The 24,614-nt window shown below is 62.4% G+C and carries 20 protein-coding genes; 15 read left to right on the top strand and 5 right to left on the bottom strand.

What is annotated here, in order from left to right:
• Positions 1–2: 2 nt before the first annotated feature.
• On the bottom strand, positions 3–902 hold the full coding sequence (locus ACVJNE_RS05210; RefSeq protein ID WP_499564159.1) for a bile acid:sodium symporter family protein: 900 nt from the start codon (positions 900–902) through the stop codon (positions 3–5).
• 90 nt (positions 903–992) lie between these two features.
• Here ACVJNE_RS05210 and ACVJNE_RS05205 point away from each other — a divergent pair, with 90 nt between their 5' ends.
• The 3 genes from ACVJNE_RS05205 (at position 993) to ACVJNE_RS05195 (ending at position 2,978) form a co-directional block, all read left to right on the top strand.
• Positions 993–1,547: a sigma-70 family RNA polymerase sigma factor gene (locus ACVJNE_RS05205; RefSeq protein ID WP_173189269.1), complete on the top strand. Its 555-nt coding sequence runs from the start codon at positions 993–995 to the stop codon at positions 1,545–1,547.
• Positions 1,544–2,266, top strand: a complete 723-nt coding sequence (locus ACVJNE_RS05200; RefSeq protein ID WP_499563574.1) for an anti-sigma factor — start codon at positions 1,544–1,546, stop codon at positions 2,264–2,266. Before ACVJNE_RS05205 ends, ACVJNE_RS05200 begins: the two co-directional genes overlap by 4 nt.
• 151 nt (positions 2,267–2,417) lie before the next feature.
• Positions 2,418–2,978, top strand: a complete 561-nt coding sequence (locus ACVJNE_RS05195; protein WP_499563572.1) for a fasciclin domain-containing protein — start codon at positions 2,418–2,420, stop codon at positions 2,976–2,978.
• Between the two features lie 128 nt (positions 2,979–3,106).
• On the opposite strand, the gene ACVJNE_RS05190 is transcribed toward ACVJNE_RS05195, so the two are convergent.
• On the bottom strand, positions 3,107–3,502 hold the full coding sequence (locus tag ACVJNE_RS05190; protein ID WP_499563570.1) for a hypothetical protein: 396 nt from the start codon (positions 3,500–3,502) through the stop codon (positions 3,107–3,109).
• Positions 3,503–3,663: 161 nt separating this feature from the next.
• Between ACVJNE_RS05190 and ACVJNE_RS05185 the strand changes: the two genes are divergently transcribed.
• Entirely contained in the window at positions 3,664–4,908 is a 1,245-nt protein-coding gene (locus ACVJNE_RS05185; protein WP_499563568.1) for an O-antigen ligase family protein, read from the top strand.
• Positions 4,909–4,911: 3 nt separating this feature from the next.
• Here ACVJNE_RS05185 and ACVJNE_RS05180 read toward each other — a convergent pair whose 3' ends face one another.
• Both ACVJNE_RS05180 and ACVJNE_RS05175 read right to left on the bottom strand, forming a co-directional pair.
• Positions 4,912–5,865: an NAD-dependent epimerase/dehydratase family protein gene (locus ACVJNE_RS05180; RefSeq protein WP_499563566.1), complete on the bottom strand. Its 954-nt coding sequence runs from the start codon at positions 5,863–5,865 to the stop codon at positions 4,912–4,914.
• Positions 5,862–7,745 carry a polysaccharide biosynthesis protein gene (locus ACVJNE_RS05175; RefSeq protein WP_499564157.1) on the bottom strand — a complete coding sequence of 628 codons (1,884 nt, stop codon included), beginning with the start codon at positions 7,743–7,745 and terminating at the stop codon, positions 5,862–5,864. Before ACVJNE_RS05175 ends, ACVJNE_RS05180 begins: the two co-directional genes overlap by 4 nt.
• Before the next feature lie 328 nt (positions 7,746–8,073).
• Here ACVJNE_RS05175 and ACVJNE_RS05170 point away from each other — a divergent pair, with 328 nt between their 5' ends.
• The 10 genes from ACVJNE_RS05170 to ACVJNE_RS05125 all read left to right on the top strand — a co-directional run bounded on the left by ACVJNE_RS05170 (position 8,074) and on the right by ACVJNE_RS05125 (position 22,073).
• Positions 8,074–8,616: a sugar transferase gene (locus tag ACVJNE_RS05170; RefSeq protein ID WP_499564155.1), complete on the top strand. Its 543-nt coding sequence runs from the start codon at positions 8,074–8,076 to the stop codon at positions 8,614–8,616.
• 88 nt (positions 8,617–8,704) lie between these two features.
• Positions 8,705–12,847 carry a PAS domain-containing hybrid sensor histidine kinase/response regulator gene (locus tag ACVJNE_RS05165; RefSeq protein ID WP_499563564.1) on the top strand — a complete coding sequence of 1,381 codons (4,143 nt, stop codon included), beginning with the start codon at positions 8,705–8,707 and terminating at the stop codon, positions 12,845–12,847.
• Positions 12,848–13,020: 173 nt separating this feature from the next.
• Positions 13,021–14,058 carry a substrate-binding domain-containing protein gene (locus ACVJNE_RS05160; RefSeq protein WP_499563562.1) on the top strand — a complete coding sequence of 346 codons (1,038 nt, stop codon included), beginning with the start codon at positions 13,021–13,023 and terminating at the stop codon, positions 14,056–14,058.
• A gap of 73 nt (positions 14,059–14,131) precedes the next feature.
• Positions 14,132–15,502, top strand: a complete 1,371-nt coding sequence (gene pstC, locus ACVJNE_RS05155) for a phosphate ABC transporter permease subunit PstC (protein ID WP_499563560.1) — start codon at positions 14,132–14,134, stop codon at positions 15,500–15,502.
• Positions 15,502–16,794 carry a phosphate ABC transporter permease PstA gene (gene pstA, locus ACVJNE_RS05150; protein ID WP_499563558.1) on the top strand — a complete coding sequence of 431 codons (1,293 nt, stop codon included), beginning with the start codon at positions 15,502–15,504 and terminating at the stop codon, positions 16,792–16,794. Before pstC ends, pstA begins: the two co-directional genes overlap by 1 nt.
• Positions 16,795–16,806: 12 nt before the next feature.
• Complete coding sequence (gene pstB / locus ACVJNE_RS05145) at positions 16,807–17,625, top strand: phosphate ABC transporter ATP-binding protein PstB (RefSeq protein ID WP_499563557.1); 819 nt, start codon at positions 16,807–16,809, stop codon at positions 17,623–17,625.
• Positions 17,626–17,654: 29 nt separating this feature from the next.
• Positions 17,655–18,362 carry a phosphate signaling complex protein PhoU gene (phoU, locus tag ACVJNE_RS05140; protein WP_499563555.1) on the top strand — a complete coding sequence of 236 codons (708 nt, stop codon included), beginning with the start codon at positions 17,655–17,657 and terminating at the stop codon, positions 18,360–18,362.
• Positions 18,363–18,380: 18 nt separating this feature from the next.
• Entirely contained in the window at positions 18,381–19,070 is a 690-nt protein-coding gene (phoB, locus tag ACVJNE_RS05135; protein ID WP_194248456.1) for a phosphate regulon transcriptional regulator PhoB, read from the top strand.
• Between the two features lie 100 nt (positions 19,071–19,170).
• A complete protein-coding gene (locus ACVJNE_RS05130) occupies positions 19,171–20,481 on the top strand; it encodes a vanadium-dependent haloperoxidase (protein WP_499563553.1) in 1,311 nt (436 codons plus the stop codon).
• The gene (locus tag ACVJNE_RS05125) at positions 20,478–22,073 is read left to right on the top strand and encodes a CRTAC1 family protein (RefSeq protein WP_499563551.1); all 1,596 of its coding nucleotides are present in this window, start codon (positions 20,478–20,480) and stop codon (positions 22,071–22,073) included. The genes ACVJNE_RS05130 and ACVJNE_RS05125 overlap by 4 nt, the downstream gene beginning before the upstream one ends.
• 12 nt (positions 22,074–22,085) lie before the next feature.
• On the opposite strand, the gene ACVJNE_RS05120 is transcribed toward ACVJNE_RS05125, so the two are convergent.
• Positions 22,086–23,318 (bottom strand): ROK family protein, encoded by a 1,233-nt coding sequence (locus tag ACVJNE_RS05120; protein WP_499563549.1) that lies wholly within the window; start codon positions 23,316–23,318, stop codon positions 22,086–22,088.
• Positions 23,319–23,506: 188 nt separating this feature from the next.
• Between ACVJNE_RS05120 and xylF the strand changes: the two genes are divergently transcribed.
• Positions 23,507–24,550, top strand: a complete 1,044-nt coding sequence (gene xylF, locus ACVJNE_RS05115; protein WP_444726610.1) for a D-xylose ABC transporter substrate-binding protein — start codon at positions 23,507–23,509, stop codon at positions 24,548–24,550.
• Positions 24,551–24,614: the final 64 nt, after the last annotated feature.

Raw genomic sequence — 24,614 nt, 5'->3', positions numbered from 1 at the left:
TGCTACGGTGCCGGCTGCCGTCGGTTCATGACCCAGACCGCGATGCCGCCGACGATGTAGGCGACGAGCCCGTATGCGGCCGGCGGAATGGCGAGCTCGGGATCGTTGAGCATGAATTCGCTCATCGCCAGCGCGATGACAAGCGCGGCATTGCGGATGCTCATCGACATGGAGAGCGCGACAGCCTGGCGTCGTTCGACGCCCAGCAAGCGCGGCAGGAAATACCCGACCGCCAGCGCGATCAGGTTGAAGGCCACTACGACAGTGCCGACGGTCGGCCCCCAGGAGGAGAGCAGGCTCCACTGGCTGATGAGCGCGAAGATCACGACCAGCGCCAGGAAGATTGTCGCAAGCGCCTTCACTGGCCTGTCGAGCTTTGCGGCGAGGTCGGGATACCGGCTGCGGATGAAAACGCCGACGAGCGCCGGCACGATTGCGATGGCGAAAATCTGCAGTACCTGCACGATTTCCAGCCGGACATCGGTCGTTTCACCATAGAAGGCGAACAGCGACAGGTTGACGATGACCGGCAGCGTCAGCAGCGCCAGCATCGAGGTGAATGCGGCCATGGATAGGCTGAGAGCGACGTCGCCGCGCGCGAGGTGCGTGTAGAGAGCGGCAGATGTGCCGCCGGGGCTTGCCGCCAGCAGCATCATGCCCATGGCGACGGCCGCCGGCACGCCGGCAACCTTCACGAGCGCGAAACAGAGTACGGGTAGAAGCAGGATATGGCAGAAAAGGCCAACAGCGACCGGCCACGGTCTGGCGAGGACGCGCGTGAAGTCCTCAAGCCTGAGGGACAGCCCGAGCCCCAGCATGATAATGACAAGCGCCGCCGGCAGGCCGACACTCAAGGCCAGACTGGATTGCATATGACCGTCCCCGAATTTCGGCGCAAATATTAGAGGTAAATCATCTATGAAGTCTTACCATGCGGCGAATGCACAGCGGACCATTGCAATGACGGCGGGACGCGCTAGCTTGGTCATCCGATGACGTCACCCAGGCCCACCTCGCAGGACATCACCAAGCTTATCGTTCGCGTGTCCATGAAGGACAGGGCGGCATTCGATTTGCTTTACCGACGAACGAGCGCGAAACTCTTCGGCGTTTGCCTTCGTGTCTTGAGCGACCGGGGTGAGGCTGAGGAAGCGTTGCAGGACGTCTACGTCAAGATATGGACCAAGGCGGATCGTTTCGCGGTATCCGAGCTGAGCCCGATCTCGTGGCTGGTGGCGATAGCGCGGAACCATTCGATCGACCGGATACGCGCGCGTCGTGAGCGGACGACGGCGATCGATGCCGCGCTCGAGGTGCCGGATGAAAAGCCGGACCCGGAAGCGGAGGCGGTTGCGGGCGGCGAGCGGGATAGAATTCATTCCTGCCTCCAGGAGCTGGAGCAGGACAGGGCAGCGGCTGTGCGAGCGGCCTATCTGAACGGCGATAGCTATGCAGAGCTTGCCGAGCGTTTCTCGGTGCCGCTCAACACGATGCGAACCTGGCTGCGACGCAGCCTGATGAAACTGAAGGAATGCCTGGAGCGATGACGCCGGCTGACGACAGAGATCTGGAACACGGAGGCGACGATGCACTCGCCGCCGAGTACGTTCTGGGCGTGTTGCCTGGCGACGAGCGGCTGGCCGTCGCGCGGCGTATCGAGGAAGACGCAGCGTTTTCCATCCTCGTTAGCGCCTGGGAGGAGCGGCTTTCGCCCCTTAACGCGGGGTACGAGGATGTTGAGCCGCCTGCCTCGCTCAAGACGCTTGTCGACGCCCGATTGTTCGAGCAGTCGGATCGCCAGGCGGAACTCAGGCCCGGTCTCTTCGAGAGTCTTGCCTTCTGGCGCGGCCTGGCCGGTGCGGCTGTTGCTGCTCTTGCCATCGCGATCGCTCTGCCGTTCCTGCAGCCTGCGGCAGTTCCCGTGGCTGCGCCGCGTCTCGTGGCGTCGCTGGCAGATGACGGGACCGACGTGCGCTATCTTGCGGTTTACGATGGGCACTCCGGCGACATCGGGCTGTCCCATGTGACAGGCGACCGGGCGCAGGGGCGCGATTTCGAACTCTGGTTGATCGAGGGCGATGCGGCTCCGGTGTCGCTCGGTGTGGTGCCGGTCGGGGCCAGCGTGCATGTTCCCGTGGCGCCGGCGCACCGTGAGATGATTGCGTCCGGCGCCCTCTTTGCGATCAGCCTCGAGCCGCAAGGCGGTTCGCCGACCGGCCAGCCAACCGGACCTGTCGTAGCGGCAGGCGACCTGCGCTCCATCTAAGCGATTTCACGTCTTTCCGGCTGCTGCCTGTCGCGCCCGAGATCGATTGCCCGCATCTTTTTTCACAATGTCTGAAACTTCCGGAAAGCGATGCCCGTAGCTCTGTGTGTCCCCATCAGAGGGATTGAAAATTCGAGAGGAGTAAACGGACATGCACAAGATCACATCCACCATCCTCGCTGGCGCATTTGCCGCCACGTCGTTTGCAGGTCTTGCCTTCGCGCAGGACAATCCGATGGTCGGCGGTGCCGCCATGTATGCGGACAAGAACATTGTCGAGAACGCGATGAACTCGGCCGACCACACAACGCTCGTCGCAGCGGTCAAGGCGGCCGACCTCGTCGAGACTCTGCAGGGTGAGGGACCGTTCACGGTCTTTGCGCCGACCAACGCGGCTTTCGAAGCGCTGCCGGCCGGCACGGTCGACGAACTGCTGAAGCCCGAGAACAAGGATCAGCTTGCCAAGGTGCTGACCTGCCACGTCGTTGCGGCCGATGCGATGTCCGACGCGATCGGTCAGATGATCGCCGATGACGGCGGCACGCACCCCGTCAACACAGTGGGTGGCTGCACGCTGCAGGCAAAGATGGACGGCGACAAGATCACGCTGACCGATGAGACCGGCGGTGTGGCTACCGTCACTATCGCCGATGTTGATCAGTCCAACGGCGTCATCCATGTCATCGACAAGGTTCTGCTGCCCGCTGGCTAATTGCGGGGGTCGCAGGCCGGCGGAGCGACGCTACCCGACCCTTCAGCGCCGCACGTAACGTCGGCAGGTGCCTACGATGACAGGAAAAGGCCCGGGACGCTGTCCCGGGCCTTTTCTGCATTCGATTTCTATTTGACGTATCTGCGCTCGCTTGTCACGTGCGGCTTGCAACCGCGATGATGTGCAGCGTTGTCCCACAGGCGAATCGGCGATGCGAGGCTGACTAACTGGGACGAACCACCCTGCAGCAGGACGCGGTAGGGTCGCATGCCCGGGTAGCCACCGTTGATCGCTTTCGAGTTGACCATGCCACACACGGTCACGTCGCCATAGGCATTGTCGCGCACCGCGATCATGTGGCTCCAATGGGCGGAGCGCGGGTCGAGAAGATGCGCGGACACGGTTGCTTTCGTGACGTCGATGTCTGCCGGTGTCAATTCGTGAATCCAACCCGTTTCGACGGTTGAGCAGCCGCCGAGCGCGAGCAATGCCGCGGCGAGCGTCGCGTTCGTGAATTTTCCCATAAGGCCGGTCCTCGAAGTTGCGACGCCATTCTCCATGGAATGGCTTGCGCAAGGCTGGCCAGTTCCGTAATGACGCGAGAGGGGCCGATTGCAATCGAAGCTGCTTGCTTGCGACAGGGTGGCATGTCGCACGCGGGAAGACTGATCGTATCGGATACAACTTGAAGTACAAGAATGCCTTCGAGCGCAACAATGCGATCTCGGTTTTCCTGATGGGCGCACTTCCCGCGGTCGCCGGAAGTGCGATCTCGGTGATGCTCGTCAGCTTCATGGTCTGGGCTGTCATCTCGCTTGCACTCCGGCGGTTCGAGTTTCGTCTCACTCCCGGTGACCGGCTTGTCGCGTGGACGTTTACCGCCTTCGTGGGGCTGGTGCTTGCAACCGCCCTGTTCGGCGAAAACCTGGAGCAGATTCCATGGCATACGCTTTGGCTGCTACCGTTTCTGTCAGTCTGGGTTGTGATACCGCGGCTGCGAGCCACCCCCCATCTTGATTATCTGCATATGTTCGCTGTTGGAGCCGCGGTTGGCGCGGTTGGGGCGCTTATTGTCGGTCTCGTCCAGGTCGTGGGGTTCGATCAACGGGCAGAAGGGGGGGCCGGGAACGCGGCCGTCTTCGGCATCATATCCCTATGCCTCGCCGCAATCGCGAGCCTCAACCTTGACGATCCACGCAGGAACTACCGCATGCTGGCCGTCGCGGGCATCGTTGCAGGTCTGCTTGCGGTCGTTCTATCGCTGACGCGAGGGGTGGCCATCGTGGCTATCGGCGTGCTGATCGTCATCGTCATCTATGCGCCGCGTCAGCGGTTGACCAATGCCACGCGGGTGGCGTGGCTTGGCCTTGCCGTCGCCGTTGCCGCCGCGCTCTATGGCGCGGCCGATCTTATCGCCGATAGACTTTTGCTTACTGTCGAAGAGCTGAACAGCGTGGTGTCCGGCGAAAACTCGGCCAATATCGGCGAGAGGCTGCGTCTGTGGATCGCGGGATGGAGTGCAATAGGCGAGTCGCCGCTTTGGGGGCACGGCATTCAGAACCGCATGGCGAAGGTTTCCGAGCTGCTGATTGGCGATGGCCTTCCAGTGCAGCACTACACCCATGCACACAACGCCTTCATCACCTTCGCCATCGATGGCGGCATCATCGTCCTGGTCGCGGTGATTGCGGTGCTGATCGTGCCGGTCTTCGTTGCGTGGCGCGCTCCGCGGGACATACGTCACCGTAAGCGCTTTTTCCTGGCGTTGCAGGTCAGCCTTATCTTCGGTCTGTGCGGCCTGACCCAGATCATGTTCAAGCACGACATCATGGATGCCTTCTACATCTTCTCCGCCATTCTGGTGGCAGCCAGCATTACGGATATGCGGGCGCGAGACGGTGCTAAGGCCCCGATGCCGTCCGAGGACTGAACTTCAGTTCGCCTGCCGCCCGGCCATGTAGGCCGCAAGGCGTCTACTGGTATCGTCGGCCGGCTGCCACCCCGTCGCTGCCAATCGATCCGGTGAGACTACCAGCGGCCTGGACAACCGCTGCCATAGGTTGCGCCGCCCGACCATTGCGGACAGACCCGCAAGCAGAGGCTCGGGGATCGTGAAAATGCCGGGGTTCCGGCCGATGCCTTCGCGCATGGCGGAAACGATCCCCGCCAAAGTCAGCGGACCGCTGTCGCTGACGATGTAGGTGCCGCCGGCGACCGGGTTCGACAGAATATGTAGAACGGCCGCGCCGAACCGTTCGACGTCGAGCAAGGATCTGCGAGCCTGGATCCCGCCGAGCGGAAGCGGAAAGGGTGTATGTGCGAGGCGAAGCAGGCCGGCAAGCCCGCCGCGCATGCCCTCACCATAGACCGCGACCGGTCGGAACGTGACGAGCTGTCGGCTGTCGGCGGCGAAGATTTCAGCGAGCTTCTCTTCCGCCTCGAGCTTCGAACGCCCGTATTCGTCACTGGGCCGGGCAGGGGAACTCTCGGTCAGCACTTCCGGAGATGTCGGGCCAGTGATGGCGCGGATCGACGAGAGAAAGACAAATCGCCCAGGCACATGGCGTCGTGCCGCGTCTGCGAGTTGAACTGAAAGATCGACATTGGCGACGCGATAGTCGTCGTATCGCAAACCGGCCGATGCATCCGCAATGCCGGCACAATGGACGACGTGGTCGACGCCGGAAACGAGCTGATCCCATGCTCCGGCGCCGTCTTTTGCCGCCGGCATCAACGCTCGGTCTCCCGGCGGCAGGTCGAACTGATCGGGGTTCCGCGAGGCGGCGCGGACCTGATAGCCGCCGCTTCGCAGATGCGCTGCCACGGCACGTCCGATAAAGCCGCTCGCCCCGGTGACAAGCACCTTCTCGGACGGGTCTGCGCTCATTTTTCCGTATATCTGAACAGAACCTCGACGGCGGCCTTGCGGTCCGCGTTCGCCACAGCGCCGCTCAGTTCGGCCAGCATGTCGGGGACGGTGTCGCCACTGCCGTTCATCCTGCGCGCGCGCAGGATCTTCGAGTGCGCGGTCGGTGTCACACCCTCGGGATTGTAGAAAAGTTCCTCGTGGAGCTTTTCGCCGTCGCGCATGCCGATCGTGACAATCTCGATATCGCCGTCGGGATTGCGCGCATCGCGCACGCTCAGGCCCGCTAGGGCGATCATATCCTCGGCAAGATCCCGGATGCGGATCGGATCGCCCATCTCCAGGAGCAGGATGTCGCCGCTCTCGGAGAGCGCGCCCGCCTGCACGATCAATTCCGCCGCCTCGCGCACGGACATGAAATAGCGGGTCATCTTCTCATCGGTGATCGTCACCGGGCCGCCATTGGCGATCTGTTCCTTGAATAGCGGGATCACGGACCCGCTGGATCCGATCACATTGCCGAAGCGGACGCAGGCGAAATTCCGTTCATACGGCTTATCCAGCGCCCTCACGCCATGATAGCGGACGATCTTCTCCGCCCAGCGCTTGGTCGCGCCCATGACGCTTGCCGGGCGCACCGCCTTGTCCGACGAGATCAGGATAAAGTTGCGGACGCCGCAATCGGTTGCTGCCCGCGCCAGCGATTCCGTGCCGAGCACGTTGTTGCGGATGCCTTCGAGGCTGTTCTGCTCCACGAGATGAACATGCTTGTAGGCGGCGCAATGATAGATCGTCTCGATATCGTTCTCGCGGATGACACGACGGACAAGGTCGCCATCCGTAATCGAGCCGAGCACCGTCACCAGCGGGAAGAGCGCCTCGCGCTGCAACTCCCGGCCTATCTGGTAAAGGCCGTGTTCGTTGGTATCAAGCAGAACCAGCCGTGCCGGCTTGAGCTGCGCGATGATGCGGCAGAGAGCCGAGCCGATTGAGCCTGCCGCGCCCGTCACCATCAGCGACCGCCCCTCGATCATGCCTCGCAGCAGCGCCGGGTCGGCCGGCACCTGCGAGCGGCCAAGCAGGTCGTCTATGTCGATGTCACGGACACGGCTGACGATATATTTGCCTTCTGCCAGGTCGACGATGGACGGCAGGATCCTGATGTTGACGGGGGCAGTGCCGATCTCGGCAATCAGTTCGCGGCCGTCCTGCCCGGCAAGGGTCGGCGTGGTGACGATGATTTCCTCGACGCCGATATTCGTCACAAGGCGCTTCAGCTCGCTGGGCGCATAGACGCGAATGCCGAGCACGTCGAGGCCGTGAAGCGTCGCGTCTTTGCCGATGAAGCCGATGATCTCCCGCTCGCCCGCCGAACGCAACGCGCCTGCGAGCTGCGTTGCAGCATCGCCGGTGCCGTAGATCAGCGTCTTCGTCAGCCCCTTGCTCGCGCGGCTGGTCCGCCAGATCAGCCACTTGGCGCCGAAACGGCTGCCCGTGATCGTCAGGATCGAAAGGACCCAGAAAACAGCAGGAATGCTTCGGGGGACGCCCGGGGCTCCGGTCATGGCAGTCAGGAATGCGAGTGCGACCCAGCTCAGCACCGCCAGCGTCACGACCTGCATGATGGTCCAGACGGCGCGGTCGGGAAGATATTTCAGCACCGCGCGATAGAGGCCCATGCGCGCGAAAATGGGTATCGCAAGGGCTGGAGCCGCGAGGATGATGAAGACCTGGGAGGGGTTCGGCCGGAACGGTTCGCCAAAGCGCAGCGAGAAGCTGAGCCAGCACAGAAACGTCAGGGCGACCGCATCGAAGAGGATCAGTATCCAGCGCTTGCGATTACGCGAACTTCGCGAAATCCGATCCCGCAGGCGGTTCAGCGCTGGCGATACGGCAAACATCTTCATGCCCGGGCTTCAGCTACTCGTATCGCGTTCTGATCACGCCGTTAAACCATCCCCAAGGACGGCCAGGCACTTGCCACCTCGATAAAGACGGCAACTCCTTGCTCAAGTCGCGCACCCACCGTCACGCCCCCGAAAGCCTTGAAATTGTGCGATGCCGTAGCGTTTCGCGACCGTCTCCCTTGGCTTCCTCCACCTCGCCAGATAGCCAATTCACAACAGGAAGGCAACAATGGGGGCCCAGGCAGCGTGGGGGTGCTCCACGGACCTGTGCTATATGCACGATTGCTGCTATGGCGAGACGATGAAGGAAGCCGCAGTTCAGATGGACCAGCCCGCTCTCGCCAAGCGCATGTTCGACCTCGCTCTGGCACTGCCGGGTCTCGTGGTCGCGGCGCCGATCGTGCTGGCGGCGATGGCGTTGATCCGTGCAACCTCGCAGGGACCTGCGATCTTTGCACAGGAGCGGGTCGGCCGGCACGAGCAGCCATTCCGCTGCTACAAGTTGCGGACGATGTATGTGAACACACCGCATGTAGCTACACATGAGGTCGCCGTTTCCGCCATCACACCGCTCGGCGCGTTTCTCCGGCGCTTCAAGATCGACGAATTGCCTCAACTGTGGAATGTGGTGATCGGGCAGATGAGCATGGTCGGCCCGCGCCCGTGCCTTCCTGGACAGGAAGAATTGGTCCGCCATCGCCGGGCGCTGGGGATCTTTTCACTCAGGCCGGGCATTACCGGCCTCGCCCAGGTGCGCGGCATCGACATGTCCAATCCGCAACGCTGCGCGGAGACCGATGCCGAATACATGCAGGCGATTTCGTTGCGCGAAGACCTGCGGCTGATCGTGCGCACGATCCTTTAAGTCCCCGCCATATTTATGGTTAGCATCTCGTTAAGCCTTCCGGTGCAGAATTCACTCTGCATCAATCTGCGTACGGAGAGCTCTACCGGTGGTAGTACGGGAGGGGCGGGGCGCACCCGAGACGACTGAAGCGGCGAGCAGTAGCGGTGGACCCGGCGAAAACGCCGGGGCGGATTCTGTTGCGCTGCTTTCGCTCGAGGCTGACTGGTTCTGGGAGACCGATGCGCAGCACCGGATCACCTATTTATCGGAAGGCTATCATGAGGCGACCGGTATCGATCCGGCCCGCGTGCTTGGCCGGTCGAGGCTCGATTCACTGCTTGAAGGTACTCGGCCGGACGATCAACCTGGCAGTCAGCTTGACGATCTGCGGGCCAAGCGGCCGTTTGCGGGCTATGTCTATGTGATCCGCGACGCAGGCGGCGACCGGCGATTGCTTTCCATTTCAGGCGTGCCCAGGGCTGACACGGATGGGACATTCGTCGGCTACCGGGGGGTGGGACGCAATGTAACCCCCTTGGCTGAAACGCTGGGCGCCGTGACCCCACCCGGCGGAAGCGATTCGGCTCTGGATGCCGCGCGTGTGGAGGCTGAGCAGGCGCGGAGCCGTATGCAGGCTGCCATCGACGCGCTGAGCGACGGCTTCGTCATATGGGACAAGTCCGACCGGCTGCTGGCATTCAACACCGCGTTTGCAAGACAGTTTGCCTTCCTCCCCAATCTTCGGACCGGGCGCGGTTTTCGCGAATTGCTACTCGACTTCGCGCAGACTGGAATTGTCGAAGAAGCGAAGGGACGCGAGGAGGCGTGGGTCGAGGAACTGGTCGTCAACCGTTCTGCGGAACTCGGGCAGGATATTGTCTTCCAGACCCATGACGGACGCTGGATGATGCGGCGCGACATCCTTGCCGAGAATGGTGACCGCGTCGGCATCCGCAAGGATATCACCGAATTCAAACGCCGCGAGGCTGAGCTCGATAAGGCGAAGAAGCAGGCTGAAACCCTGCTTGGCGACTTGCAGAGCACGCTCGACTCTTTGGATATGGGCGTGGTTCTGCTTGATCCAGAGCTCAACGCGGAGATGATCAACAAGGCCTTCTACGACATCTGGAAACTTACGCCGGACGATGTTTCCGTCGGGAGCCCGTTTCGTGCCCTTATGGACATCAACCGGCATACAGGGATTTACAAGGTCGCCGATCAGGAGTGGGAGGATTATGTCGCATACCGTCTCGACGAGATCAGGGGCGAAGGGGGGGTGCCGCCAAGGGAGTTCCAGCGCGGCGACGGCCAGACACTCATCTATTCGGTGACGATGCTTTCCGGCGGCAAGCGACTTGTCTCCTATTTCGACATAACTGCGATCAAGGATCGTGAAGAACAGCTTGCCAAGGCGCTGGAGCAGGCGCGCCTGGCCGAGGCAGTCATCAACAGCGTTCCCAATCCGATCTTCGTCAAGGACGAAAAGCTGAATTTCGTAATGGTCAACGAAGCCTTCGCGACGTTCCATGATGCGACGCCCGGCGAACTGATCGGACGAGGTGCTGCGGATATCGTTGGCGCCGACAATGCCGGACTATTCGAAGAGAGCGAAAAGCAGGTCTTGAGGACTGGCGAGATCTACGAGGTCCAGGAGGACTTCGACATCTCGGGCAGCGAGGGGTCCCGGATCGTGCGCAAGAACCGGGTGCGCACCGCCAGCGGTCGCGACTACATCGCCGGCTCAATTTTCGACGTGACGGAGATGAAGCGGCGCGAGCGGGAGAGCCAGAAAGCGCGCGATTACCTTGCGGGTGTGCTGGAATCGTTCCCTGCCGGCGTCATCATCTATGACAGCAACGACCGGTTCGTGCTTGCCAACCGAATGCTGCAGGACATGCTTCCCGAGCTCGTGCCGACATGGCAGCGCGGGTGCACCTATCGCGAGGCCATCGAGCTAGGACACAGCTTCGGCTATTTCCGCGCGTGCGGCGATCCGGAGGTCGATGCTCTTTACGACAGCGATTACGAGGGATGGGTCGAAGGATACATGCGGCGCCATGAGCTTCCGCATGCCGTCTTCGAGCGCCGGAACCCGGACGGGCGCTGGTATCAGGCGCTCGATACGCGGATGCCCGATGGATCGTTCATTGGCATCCGCCTCGACATCACCGATCTCAAGGATCGTGAAGCCGCGCTCAAGGCGAGCATGGAGCAGATCGAGCTTTTCAAGCATGTGCTCGACGACCTACCTGTTTCCACCTACGTGAAAACGGATGCGCTCGCGTTCGAATTCGTCAACAAGGCCTGGTGCGAGATAACCGGCGTTGCCAAGGAAGAGGCGCTTGGCAAGACGGACCGGGACTTCTTCGGCGAGGAGGGCGAGGGGTTCGCCGGTCGTGACCTGAAGGTGCTCGAATCCGGCATAATGGACGAGACCGAGGAAATGCTTACGCGGCGGGACGGCACGGTACGCCAGCTCATCGCGAAGAAAAGCCGGCTTGTCGGCGGCAACGGCAAGGTTCACCTCATCGGGTCGAGCACCGACATTACCGAACTCAAGCAGCGCGAGGCCGAACTGCAGGAGGCGCAGCGCAAGGCCGTGCTGGCCGATCGCGCGAAATCCGAGTTTCTCGCCAATATGAGCCATGAGATCAGGACGCCCATGAACGGCGTGCTCGGCATGGCCGAACTGCTTGCCAAGTCCGACCTGGATTCGCGCCAGAAGACATTCACCGACATCATCGTGAAGTCCGGCAATGCGCTGCTGACGATCATCAACGACATCCTCGACTTTTCCAAGATCGATGCCGGGCAACTGGTGCTCGATCCCGCACCGTTCCATCTGGCCGAAGCGATCGAGGATGTCGCGACGCTGGTTTCCGCACGCGCAAAGGAAAAGGATCTGGAGCTGATCGTGCGGGTGCAGCCGGGGCTGCATGATCATTACGTCGGCGATGTCGGCCGCATTCGTCAGATCATCACCAATCTGCTCGGTAATGCAGTCAAATTCACGGATTCGGGCCACGTTCTGGTCGATGTCACTGGCGAGGAAGCCGGTAACGACACGACGCTTCGCGTGTCGGTGACCGACACCGGTATCGGCATTCCGGAAGACAAGCTGGCTCAGGTTTTCGACAAATTCAGCCAGGTCGATGCGTCCTCGACCCGGCGGCATGAAGGCACCGGTCTGGGCCTCGCCATCACCTCGCGCCTCGTTGCGATGATGGACGGCGAGATGGGAGTGAACAGCAGGGAAGGCGAAGGTTCAACATTCTGGTTCACGATGATGCTGCCGCGGACCGGAAAATCCGGAAAGGAAAGGACCATGCCGATCGATGTTTCCGGGGCGCGGGTTCTGGTGATCGACGACAATGCGGTGAACCGGACGATTCTGCTTGAGCAGCTTGGAAGCTGGGGCTTCGACGCTTGCGCGGCTCAGAGCGGCCAGGAGGGCATCTCCGTGCTCAACGCCGTGGCCGGGTTGGGGCTGCACGTCGACTGCGTTGTTCTCGACTACCAGATGCCTGGCATGACCGGCGGTGACGTCGCCCGCGTGATCCGGGCAACGCCACAGATCGCTGGAACGCCTATCGTGATGCTGACATCGGTCGACCAGTCGCTTGGTCAGGCGACATATCGCAGCCTCGACATAGACGCACACCTCATCAAACCCGCGCGCTCGTCTGCATTGCTTGAAGCACTCGTGTCGGCGATCCAGAAATTCCGGGGACACGCACCTGATCCGGCAGCGGAGGCAGCTCCCCCGCCTGCACTGGAAGCCGCGGTATCCGACGTAGCGGCCCCGCGGCCCGAACTGCGCATCGCGCGCCGACCCGCAACTGGTGAACACCGCATCGATATTCTCGTTGCCGAAGACAACGAGGTGAACCAGCTCGTCTTCACGCAGATACTCGGTGAAACCGGCCATAGCTACGAGATCGTCAGCAATGGCAAGCAGGCGGTCGAAGGCTATCGCACCATGAAGCCGTCCATGATCCTCATGGATGTCTCCATGCCCGAAATGAACGGCCTGGAAGCCACGGCCAGAATCCGGGAGCTGGAGGCCTTATCGGGCGAGCATGTGCCGATCATCGGCGTAACCGCCCATGCGCTCAAAGGTGACCGGGAACGTTGCCTGGAAGCCGGCATGGACGACTACCTTTCCAAGCCGATCAGTCCCAAGACGTTGATGCAGAAGATCGAGCGCTGGATGGGCGGAACGCTCCAGGCGGGTCATCTGGCCGGATAAATCCTTCGTCGGCTATCCGGCGGCGGCTTTCTTTTATTTTTCGAGGTTTCCACGCAGCGGTCGGGGTTTAATCCGACTGACGCAAAACTGTCATGCGACTGTCATACAGGGCCGTTATTGCCACTCCCGACGCGTCAAGGCGTCCAACCGAATTCCGAGCAGGAGTAGGCCCTATGAATAAATTCTTCCTCACGGCGTCGGCGGCTTCGATCGCTGTTGCCGCATCGGTCGGCGTTGCTGCGGCGCGCGACCAGGTCAAGGTCGTAGGTTCCTCGACCGTTTTCCCCTACAGCCAGGCGGCTGCGGAGGAGTATGCCAACAAGACGGGCGCTGCTGCGCCGGTCGTCGAATCCACGGGCACCGGCGGTGGCTTCAAGGTGTTCTGCGGCGGTATCGGCCCCGATTTCGCTGACATCACCGGCGCTTCCCGCGCAATCAAGGACTCCGAGGTCGAGCTTTGCGCGTCCAACGGCGTTGACGACATCACCGAGGCGCTGATCGGCTACGACGGTCTTTCGATCGCCCACGCTCGCAGCGCTCCCGATATGGACCTGACCGAAGAGCAGATCTTCCTCGCGCTTGCCGCAGAAATTCCGGACAGCAATGGCGAACTGATCGCCAATCCGAACATGAAGTGGTCGGATATTGATTCCTCGCTGCCAGACATCAACATCATCGCTTTCGGCCCGCCGCCTACGTCTGGTACGCGCGACGCGTTTGTCGAACTCGTCATGCATGACGGCTGCGCGGAGCTGCCGGGCATGGCCGAACTGAAGGAATCCGACGAAGACAAGTGGGAAGAAGTCTGCTCGCGCATGCGTCAGGACGGCCCGTTCGTCGAGGCTGGCGAGAACGACAACCTGATCGTTCAGCGCCTTGAGTCGGATCCGAATGCCGTGGGCATCTTCGGCTACTCGTTCCTCTACGAGAATTCTGACAAGCTCAAGGCGGTCAATATCGCTGGTGTCGAGCCTACGTTCGAGACCATCGCGGATTTCTCCTACCCGGTTTCGCGTCCGATCTTCTTCTACGTGAAGAACGCCCATCGCGACGTGATCCCTGGCATGCAGGACTTCATCGCCGAGTACGTGTCTGATGAGGCTCTTGCTGCCGACGGCTATCTCGCCGAGCGCGGTCTGACTCCGCTCAGCGACGAAAAGCGCGGAGAAGTGCAGGAGAACGTCCTGAACGCCAAGAAGCTCGGCTCCTAAGTCGATCCGTCGTCACGACCGCCCGCTTCCTTGCGGGCGGTCAGGCATTTTTCCAGCACCTTTCGGGGGTGACATGGCAGGGTACCTGTTAGGCCTCATGGCCGTCGCAGCAATCCTCGTTTATTTTTTTGCGACCGGCAGGGCGCGGCAAAGGCGAGGGGTTGAGGGCCAGAAGGCTCATTCGCGACCACTTTACCACGGCCTCAATGCCGCGATCTGGACCGGCGTGCCAGCGTTCATCCTCCTGCTCCTTTGGCTGCTTGGTCAGAATGCCATCATCGACATGGTCGTGCTTGCCGGATATTCCGGCGCGGACGCGATGACGGACGCCGAGCGCAATCTTCTTATCAGCGAGATTCGCCAGGTCGCTTCGGGCAACGTGTTCCGGGAGCCGAGCGAGGCTGTTCAGGCGGCCGCCGCGCATCTTCAGTCCCTTCGCGGCATAGCTCAATGGGCGATGATCGCCGTCGTAGCCGCTGTGGTGACAGTCGGCGCATTCTTCGGCTTGCGTGTGATCGAGCCGAGCTTCCGCGCGCGGCACAGTGTCGAACGGTCGGTCACCTGGTTCATGATGTTCTCGTCATTCGTGGCGATTGTCACCACCCTGGGCATTGTTGCGTCGCTGCTCTACGAGGCGGGCCAGTTTTTTGCGCTCGTTCCCATCACGGAGTTCCTTTTTGGGCTGCGGTGGGAGCCGCAGATCGCCATCCGCGCTGACCAGGTGGCAGGGCAAGGTGCCTTCGGCATGATCCCGGTGCTGTTCGGTACGTTCGTTATCTCGGCACTTGCAATGGCTGTCGCCGTTCCAACCGGTATCATGTCGGCGATTTATCTGACCGAATACGCTGGCGACAGGTTCCGGGCCATCGTGAAGCCGCTGCTGGAGATTCTCGCCGGCATCCCGACGGTCGTTTACGGCTTCTTCGCCGTGCTCACCGTTGCGCCGCTTATCCGAAGCATTGGTCTCAGTGTCGGCATTGACGCCGCGCCGAACAGCGCCCTTGCCGCCGGTGGTGTAATGGGCGTGATGCTCATCCCTTTCATTTCGTCGCTGTCAGATGATGCTTTCGCGGCCGTACCCCGGGCCATGCGCGAAGGCTCCTATGCGCTTGGCGCAACCAAAGGCGAAACCATTCGAAAAGTCCTGCTGCCGGCAGCTCTCCCCGGCATTGTCGGTGGCGTCCTTCTGGCTCTCAGTCGCGCGATCGGCGAAACGATGATCGTCGTGATGGCAGCGGGCCTGATTGCCAAGATGACACTCAATCCGTTCGACTCGGTCACAACCGTTACGGTTCAGATCGTCACGCTTCTGATCGGCGACTCCGAGTTCGACAATCCAAAGACGCTTGCGGCGTTCGCGCTCGGCCTCGTGCTGTTCCTGATCACGCTCGGCCTGAACCTGATCGCGCTGCGCACGGTCCGCAAGTATCGGGAGAAGTACTGATGGCCATGAGCGACACCAAGACCGGGATCCGACCGGTCGACTGGCAATCCGACGCCATGAAGGCGCGACGCCGCGCGCGCTACGCCGGAGACCGCCGCCTGCAGATTTATGGCATGGTCGCGATCGCCTTTGCGCTCGGGTTTCTCGCGATCCTTGTTGGTACGCTGACCTATAGCGGGCATCGTGCGTTTACCCAGACAATGGTCACGGTGGAGATGAATCTCAGCTCCGCCGAGGTCGATCGCAGCGACATTATGGGCGCGAACTGGCGCAACATCGTTCGCGATGAACTGCGCTCGCTCGTGCCGGAGCTGGAACGGTCCGCAGAACGCGACTACTTCGGCATGTTCACCAACAACGCGCCGTTCCTGGTGCGTGATCAGGTGATCGCAAACCCAAGCCTGCTGGATGGTCCGCATCGCTTCGTCATTCCGATGTCGGACCCCATCGACCAGCTCCACAAAGGACTGTTCGACCGCGATCTTCCAGAGAATCAGCGCAGGGTGAACGATCGGCAGATCGGCTTTTACGATCAGTTGGTCGCGCAAGGGGTCATTTCCAACCCGTTTAACTGGGCGCTGCTATTCAATGCCGACAGCCGATTTCCCGAACTGGCGGGACTGGCGGGTGCGATCTCCGGTTCGTTCTGGGCGTTGCTTGTATGTTTCCTGATCTCGTTTCCGACGGGAATCGCGGCCGCGATCTATCTCGAGGAATTCGCGCCGAAGAACAGGCTCACCGATCTGATCGAGATCAACATCAACAATCTGGCGGCCGTGCCTTCGGTGGTGTTCGGCCTGCTCGGCCTCGCAGTCTTCCTGGGCTGGTTCGGCTTGCCGCGCTCGGCGCCGTTGGTTGGCGGTCTGGTGCTTGCGTTGATGACGCTGCCAACTATCATCATCGTCACCCGAGCATCGCTGAAATCGGTGCCTTCGTCGATCCGCGAGGCGGCACTGGGTATCGGAGCTTCCAAGCACGAGGCAATTCTCCACCACATTCTGCCGCTGTCGATGCCGACGGTGATGACGGGTACGATCATCGGCCTGGCCCAGGCGCTGGGCGAGACCGCACCGCTTCTGCTGATCGGGATGAACGCTTTCATTACCAGCGCGTCGGGCGGGGTCCTCGACGCTTCGACCGCCCTGCCGACCCAGATCTACATCTGGGCCGACAGCCCCGAACGCGGTTTCGTGTCAAGGACGTCGGCCGCTATTCTCGTATTGCTCGGCTTTCTCGTGACCATGAACGCCATTGCCGTGTTCCTGAGGCAGCGTTTCGAGCGCCGCTGGTAGGGAGACAGAAGGATGAACAAGATGACCGATGTAGCCATTGAGCAACAGATCGCGGCACAGCCAAAACCCGCAGCGCGGGCCAAGATGGCGGGCAAGAACGTCAAGGTGTTTTATGGCGAGAAGCAGGCGCTCTTCGACGTCAACCTCGATGTCGGCGAAAAGCAGGTTACGGCGCTGATTGGTCCGTCGGGCTGCGGCAAGTCGACTTTCCTCCGCTGCCTCAACCGCATGAACGATACCATCGACATTGCTCGGATCGAGGGGCAGATCACCCTTGACGGTGACGATATCTACGACCCAAAGATCGACGTCGTCGAATTGCGGGCGCGTGTCGGCATGGTGTTCCAGAAGCCCAACCCGTTCCCGAAATCAATCTATGAGAACGTTGCTTACGGCCCCCGCATTCACGGGCTGGTGTCGAGCAAGACCGACATGGATGGCATCGTCGAATCGAGCCTGCAGAAGGCGAGTCTCTGGGATGAGGTTAAGGACCGTCTCCACGAGGCCGGCACCGGCCTGTCAGGCGGCCAGCAGCAGCGCCTGTGCATCGCGCGCGCCATCGCTGTCTCGCCCGAGGTGATCCTGATGGACGAGCCCTGTTCGGCCCTCGACCCGATCGCGACGGCGAAGATCGAGGAACTGATCGACGAATTGCGCGAGAATTACACGATCGTCATCGTCACGCATTCGATGCAGCAGGCCGCGCGTGTCTCCCAGCGGACCGCCTTCTTCCATCTCGGCAATCTCGTCGAAGAAGGCCCGACCGACCAGATATTCACCAGCCCCGCCGAGAAGCGGACGCAGGACTACATCACCGGCCGCTTCGGCTGACGGTCCCGGAAGAGCCCGAGGAGGCAAACATGGGTGAGCACACGGTCACGTCGTTCGACGACGATCTCGGCCATATCGACCAGTTGATCCGCGACATGGGCGATCTCGCCGGCGCGATGGTCGCTGCCGCGACCCGGTCGCTGTTGCAGAACGACACCGCGCTGGCGCAGCGGGTGATTTCGGACGACGTGTTGATGGACGCGCGCCAGCGCGAATTGGACGATCGCGCCATCACGCTGATCGCCAAACGCCAGCCGATGGCGCAGGATCTGCGATCGGTCGTCGGCGCGATCCGCATGGCGGCCGACCTGGAACGCATCGGCGATCTGGCCAAGAACATCGCCAAGCGCGTCAACGCGGTGGGCGAAGGCTCGGCGCCGCGCGGGCTTTCCCATTCCATCGACACGATGGCCCAGATGGTGATGGATCAGGTCGGCGCGGTGATCTCGGCCTACGAGGCGCGCGATTCAAAAAACCTCGTGAGCCTGCGCGAGGACGACGAGAAGATCGACGTGCAATACACGGCCGTCTTCCGCGAGCTGCTCACCTACATGATGGAAGACCCGCGCAACATCACCGCCTGTACGCATCTGCTGTTCTGCGCCAAGAACCTGGAACGCATCGGCGACCATGTGACCAACATCGCGGAAAACGCGTATTATATCGTGACCGGCCAGCAATTGCCGCTGAACAGGCCGAAGCTGGATGAGACGTCGGTGACAGTGGACAGCGAGTGACCGCAGAGAGACCTATAGATGATTGCACCCAAGATCATGGTGGTGGAGGACGAGGAGCCGTTGGGGGTGCTTCTCAAATACAACCTGGAAGCCGAAGGTTATCAGGTCGAGGTGATCGGCCGCGGCGATGAAGCGGAGATCAGGCTGCGGGAAAGCACACCCGACCTGCTGGTGCTCGACTGGATGGTGCCCGGCATTTCCGGCATCGAGCTGTGCCGGCGGCTGCGGATGCGCCCGGAGACCGAGCGCCTGCCGATCATCATGCTGACCGCGCGCGGCGAGGAAACGGACCGGGTGCGCGGCCTGTCGACCGGTTCCGACGACTATCTGGTCAAGCCGTTCTCAACGCCGGAATTCATCGCCCGGGTCCGCGCGCTGCTGCGCCGCGCCAAGCCCGAGGTGCTTTCATCGGTGCTGAAGGTCGGAGACATCGTGCTCGACCGCGAGACGCATCGCGTGCATCGCGGCAAGTCCGAAATCAGGCTCGGCCCGACGGAGTTCCGTCTGCTCGAATTCATGATGCAGCATCCCGGCCGCGTCTTCTCGCGCGGGCAATTGCTCGACAATGTCTGGGGCGAGACGATCTACATCGACGAGCGCACCGTTGACGTACATGTCGGCCGGTTGCGCAAGGCGGTCAACAATGGCCGTCTGCCCGACGTGATCCGCACCATACGCGGCGCGGGCTACGCGATCCGCGAGGCATAGCAGCCGATACTCCTGCGCTCCGGTTCCGCTTGCAGGCGGCAGGTGCGCCATGCTTTCCTGACCGGACTGAGGGAGGAGCGGGCCGGGCCCGTAAGCGGCGATGCGTTTTCTTGTCCATGTCGTGCTGGTTGCGGCCGTTCTGGGTCTTGTTGGCCCAGCCCGCGCGCAATTCGACGAGAGGGCCGTAGAGGTTGCACGGACCTGGTACCGGCTCACGCTCGAGCTGGTGCGCCATACGCCGACCTATTCGCCGCCCGTCGCCAGCCGGTCCCTGGCATATCTGGGCGTTGCCGCGCAGGAAGGGCTTGCCGGCGGGCGGCCGTCGACGCGCTCGTTTGCGGGCCAGCTCAACGGGCTCGAAGCCTTTCCTCCACGGTCTGAGGGCGTCTACGACGAGGCGGTCGTGTTGCAAAGCGCTCTCACGAACGCAACGCGTCACTTCTTCAGCAATACTGGGCCGACGGGCCAGCGGGCGATGGATGCCATCGGGAAGCGTCTCGACGCTCTGGTCTCGGAGGGCGCCGACGCGGACGTTCTTGCGCGGAGCCTTGCGTATGGGCGCGTGATTGCCGGCCATGTGATCGAATGGTCCGCCGACGATGGTGGGGCTGTCGTGGAGAACATGGGCTTTCCGCACGACTATGTTCTGACGAAGGGGCCACAACATTGGGTTCCCACCAGCCTCATCGCTCAGCAGCAGGCGCCTTTGCTGCCTAACTGGGGCACCAACCGCACGTTCGCCATGCCCGACGGCGCCACATGCGGCGTCCCGCCACCGCCTGATTACAGCGAGGAGCAAGGCAGCGCGTTCCATAACGAGGCCGTGGAAGTCTACGAAGCGGCCAAGGGGCTGACGCCGGAGCAGCGGGAGATCGCCCGGTTCTGGTCGGATGATCCGATGCTGTCGCCGACACCGCCCGGCCACTGGATTTCGATTGCGCTGCAACTGCTCGAAGCGGAAGGTGCGGATGCCGAGCGCACCGTCGACGTGCTCGCGCGGCTCGGCATCGTTCTCGCCGATTCCTTCATCGGATGCTGGGAAGCCAAATACCGCTACGATCTCGTGCGACCGGTGACGTATATCCGGCGGCACATCGACGCGAAGTGGCAGCCCGACCTCATCACGCCGCCGTTCCCCGAGTATCCCAGCGGCCACAGCACACAATCGGGCGCTGCGGCCATCGTGCTGGAGGATCTGTTCGGCGCGACGTTTGCCTTCGAAGACGAAACCCATGTGGACGACGGACTGCCGCCCCGGCATTTCGAAAGCTTCCGAGAGGCGGCCGAGGAGGCAGCGATCTCGCGGCTCTATGGCGGCATTCATTATCGAGCCGCCATCGAAAACGGGCTTGAGCAGGGCTACTGTATCGGCGCCTACACCAACGGGCTGGTGACGCGGGGAGCGGAATGATGCGCCACGTCGTTTCAGTGCTCTTTCTTTCGGTCGGCATTTGCGTACCCGTGTTTGCCGCGGACGGGCCGCCCGTGCCGAGCTTCATCGAGGAGACGGCGACTGTCGGTGTCGACGCGGTTTACGAAGGTAACTGGGAATTCATGGTCGGCGGCGGTGTCGCGGCATTCGATTGCAGCGGAGACGGTTTTGCCGATCTCTATGTCGCCGGCGGCGCCGCGCCGGCCCATTTCTATCGCAATGTCAGCGACGTGGGCGGAACGCTGCGTTTCGAGCGCTTCGAGGCCGGCCTCGAACTTGAAGGCGTGACGGGCGCCTATCCGATCGACATTGACAGCGACGGCATCACCGACCTCGCAGTCTTGCGTGTCGGTGAAAACGTATTGATGCGCGGGCTTGGCGGATGTCGTTTCGAGCGTGCAAACGAGACCTGGGGCTTCGACGGCGGCGAGGCTTGGTCGACCGCTTTCGCCGCGACCTGGGAACGCGGGGCTTCGTGGCCGACATTGGCGGTCGGCAATTACATCGATCGCAAGGAAGAAGGCTTTCCGTGGGGCTCCTGCACGGACAACTGGCTGCACCGTCCCGCCGCCGGCGCGGATCGGTTCGACACGCCGTTTGCGCTGAAGCCTAGCTACTGCGCGCTTTCCATGCTCTTCACGGACTGGAACCGGTCGGGCACACCGTCGCTGCGCGTCTCCAACGATCGCGAATATTACAAGGGCGGCCAGGAACAGCTCTGGCGCATCGAGCAGGGCGCCACGCCATCGCTCTATACGGCGGAGGAAGGCTGGGAGCGGTTGCGCATCTGGGGCATGGGTATCGCGTCCTACGATCTCGATGCCGACGGCTACCCTGAATATTTCCTCACCAGCATGGCTGACAACAAGCTGCAGACGCTTGCCAGTGGCGAAGGTCGGTCACCGCGGCCCACTTATGCCGACACCGCCTTCGCCAAGGGCGTGACGGCCCACCGCCCCTATATCGGTGACAATCTGCGGCCGAGCACGGCGTGGCACGCGCAGTTCGAGGACGTCAACAATGACGGCCTTGCGGACCTCTTCGTCGCGAAAGGCAATGTCGCGAAGATGCCTGATTTTGCCGAAGAGGACCCGAACAACCTCCTGCTGCAGCGGCCCGACGGCACGTTCGAGGAAGCCGGCGACCGCGCCGGCGTTGCCAGCACGAAGATTGGGCGTGGCGCGGCGTTGGCCGATTTCAACCTCGACGGGCTTCTCGATCTGGTGGTCGTCAACCGATGGCACACCGCTCAGACCTGGCGCAATGCGGGTGGCGAGACCGGGCGCTGGGTGCAGGTCCGGCTGGAGCAGGATGCGCCCAACCGCGACGCTCTCGGCGCATGGATCGAGATTCGCTGCGGCGACACGGTGTTGCGGCGCGAGGTTTCGTCAGGCGGTGGGCATGCCAGCGGCCAGGGCGGCTGGCATCATTTCGGGCTAGGGGACGAGGCGAAGGGCGAAATCCGCGTCATCTGGCCAGATGGCGAGGCCGGCGCATGGCAGGATTTCGATGCGGATGGTTTCTACGTGCTGCGCCGCGGTGCTGCGCCTACCGCCTGGACGCCGGGTTAGCCGCCACCTGGTTCAGGCGACGGCCTTGTCGGTGGCGGTACCTGGCGCGAAAATATCCTGGTCGACGAAGGTCAATGCCTGGCGCGCGCAGCCGTCACGTATCAGTGGCGTCTCGTCGGGTTCGAGATCGAACGAGATCGCGGCATTGTGCTGGCCGCCGGCCGTTTTCGAGATCGCGTCGCGCAGCGCCGGCTCGATCACGTCGAAGGCCGAGGATCCAAGCCCGACGATCGCCACCGGCGCCGGATCGAACAGGGCAAAGAGGCTGCCGAGGCCGAAGCCGATCGCCTCGCCAGCCTTGCGGAAGGCTTCGCGTTCGCGGCCGTCGTGATCGCGTGCGGCAGCCGCCAGCGCCAGCATTGTCGCGTCGTCGATGTCGGCAGCAGGCTGGGCGTATTCGCTTTCGCCGCGCGCATGCCTGAAGATGGCGTAGTTGCCAGCATACGCCTCTATGCAGCCGCGCCGGCCGCAGCGGCACTGCGCGCCGTCTGGCACATGGATCATGTGGCCGAACTCGCCGCCCGAGGAGTGCGAGCCGGTAAAGAGCTCGCCGCGCAGCACCAGCCCCATGCCGATGCCGTTCGACAGGAGGATGGTGAAGAAGTTGTCGCGGTAGCGGTCGGGCGCACGGCCGCGCAAGGCCACGGCGATCATGTTGCAGTCGTTTTCCACGGTGACCGGAATGCCGAAGGCGGTTTCCAGCGCATCGGCGAATTGAATGTCGCTATGCGGCGTGATCGGCGACCACATCAGCTTGCGCGCCTCGGAATCGGTGATGCCCTGGATCGCAAGCGTCATGCGCAGCACCGGGCCGTGGTCGGGTTCCATGCGCGCCAGCAGCCTGCCAACGGCGGCGGTGACGGCTTCGACGAGGCCGCTGGCCGTCATCGTCAGCGTCGCGGGGCGCGAAATATCGTGTATGATCGCCTTGCCCGAGTAGTCGATCAAGGAAGCGGAGAGCGAGTTGAGCGAGAGGGCGATGGCGACGACGGTGGCCGCGCGTGGGTTGAGGCCGAGCGCGACCTGCGGACGGCCGCGCTTCAGCGCTGCCGTTTCTCCATTCTTGGCCTGCGCCAGAATGCTTTCCTCGATCAGGTCGGCGGAGATCGTCGATATGGTGGAATTGCTGAGCCCGGTGACGGCGGCGATCTCGGTCCGCGATGGCTGTCCCGCACGCCGCACGGCGGCAATCACCATTGCGCGATTGCGGCGCCGAAGATCGTCGTGGCGTACGCCGACCGTCATGTTCCCATCCTCCCTGGTGCGCCGCCGGTCTAGCCGCCTTCCGGCAGCTTTGCCAGCACCGCGCGGAAGATATTGACACAGGGCTTCCGCTGAGTCATTATTTTTTTCGGGGCTCGAAAAAAAGAGCTTCGCATCTGTTGTAGAGCAAGTGTCATCAAGCGCTCCAACGGGGCGCAGGGAGGAACATCATGAAGAGATTTGCAACCGCCATGCTGGCGGGCGTCGCCATGTCGCTCACGCTTTCCGCCGCGGCTCATGCCGAAGGCAAGATCATCGGCGTGTCGTGGTCGAACTTTCAGGAAGAGCGCTGGAAGACCGACGAAGCCGCGATGAAGGCAGCGATCGAAGGCGCCGGCAACACCTACATCTCGGCCGATGCGCAGTCGTCCGCGGCCAAGCAGCTTACCGACGTCGAGGCGCTGATCTCGCAGGGCGCCAACGCCCTCATCATCCTGGCGCAGGATGCCAGCGCAATCGGCCCGGCCGTAGAAAACGCGGTCGCGGAAGGCATCCCGGTCGTGGGCTATGACCGCCTGATCGAAAATGCCGACGCCTTCTACCTGACCTTCGACAACAAGGAAGTGGGCCGCATGCAGGCACGCGCCGTGTTCGAGGTGAAGCCGGAGGGCAACTATGCCTTCATCAAGGGCTCCTCGGCCGATCCGAACGCCGACTTCCTGTTCTCCGGACAGATGGAAGTGCTCAAGGAAGCGATCGACAGCGGCGCGATCAAGAATGTCGGTGAGGCCTATACCGACGGCTGGCTGCCTGCCAACGCGCAGCGCAACATGGAGCAGATCCTGACCCAGAACAACAACGAGGTCGACGCGGTCGTTGCGTCCAACGACGGCACGGCCGGCGGCGTCGTAGCCGCTCTCGAAGCACAGGGTCTTGCCGGTTCGGTTCCTGTTTCCGGCCAGGATGGCGACCATGCCGCGCTGAACCGCGTTGCGCTCGGCACCCAGACCGTTTCGGTCTGGAAAGATGCGCGCGAACTCGGCAAGGCTGCGGCGGAGATCGCCAACCAGCTTTCCGACGGCACCGCGATGGATGCGGTGGAAGGCGCCATGAAGTGGTCCGACGGCCCGAATGGCGTCGAGATGAACGCGATCTTCCTGTCGCCGAACCCGATCACGCGGGACAACCTCAATGAGGTCATCGACGCGGGCTGGGTCTCCAAGGATGTCGTCTGCCAGGGCGTTGCCGCCGGCACCGTGGCTGCCTGCGACTGATCGCGGCTGACTGCCCTCGCAAACGCCGCGGTTTGACGAGAACCGCGGCGTTTCATTAAGCTGA

The sequence above is a fragment of the Mesorhizobium sp. DxT genome (genome assembly GCF_058448885.1).
This window is presented reverse-complemented; position numbering and strand designations above follow the sequence as displayed.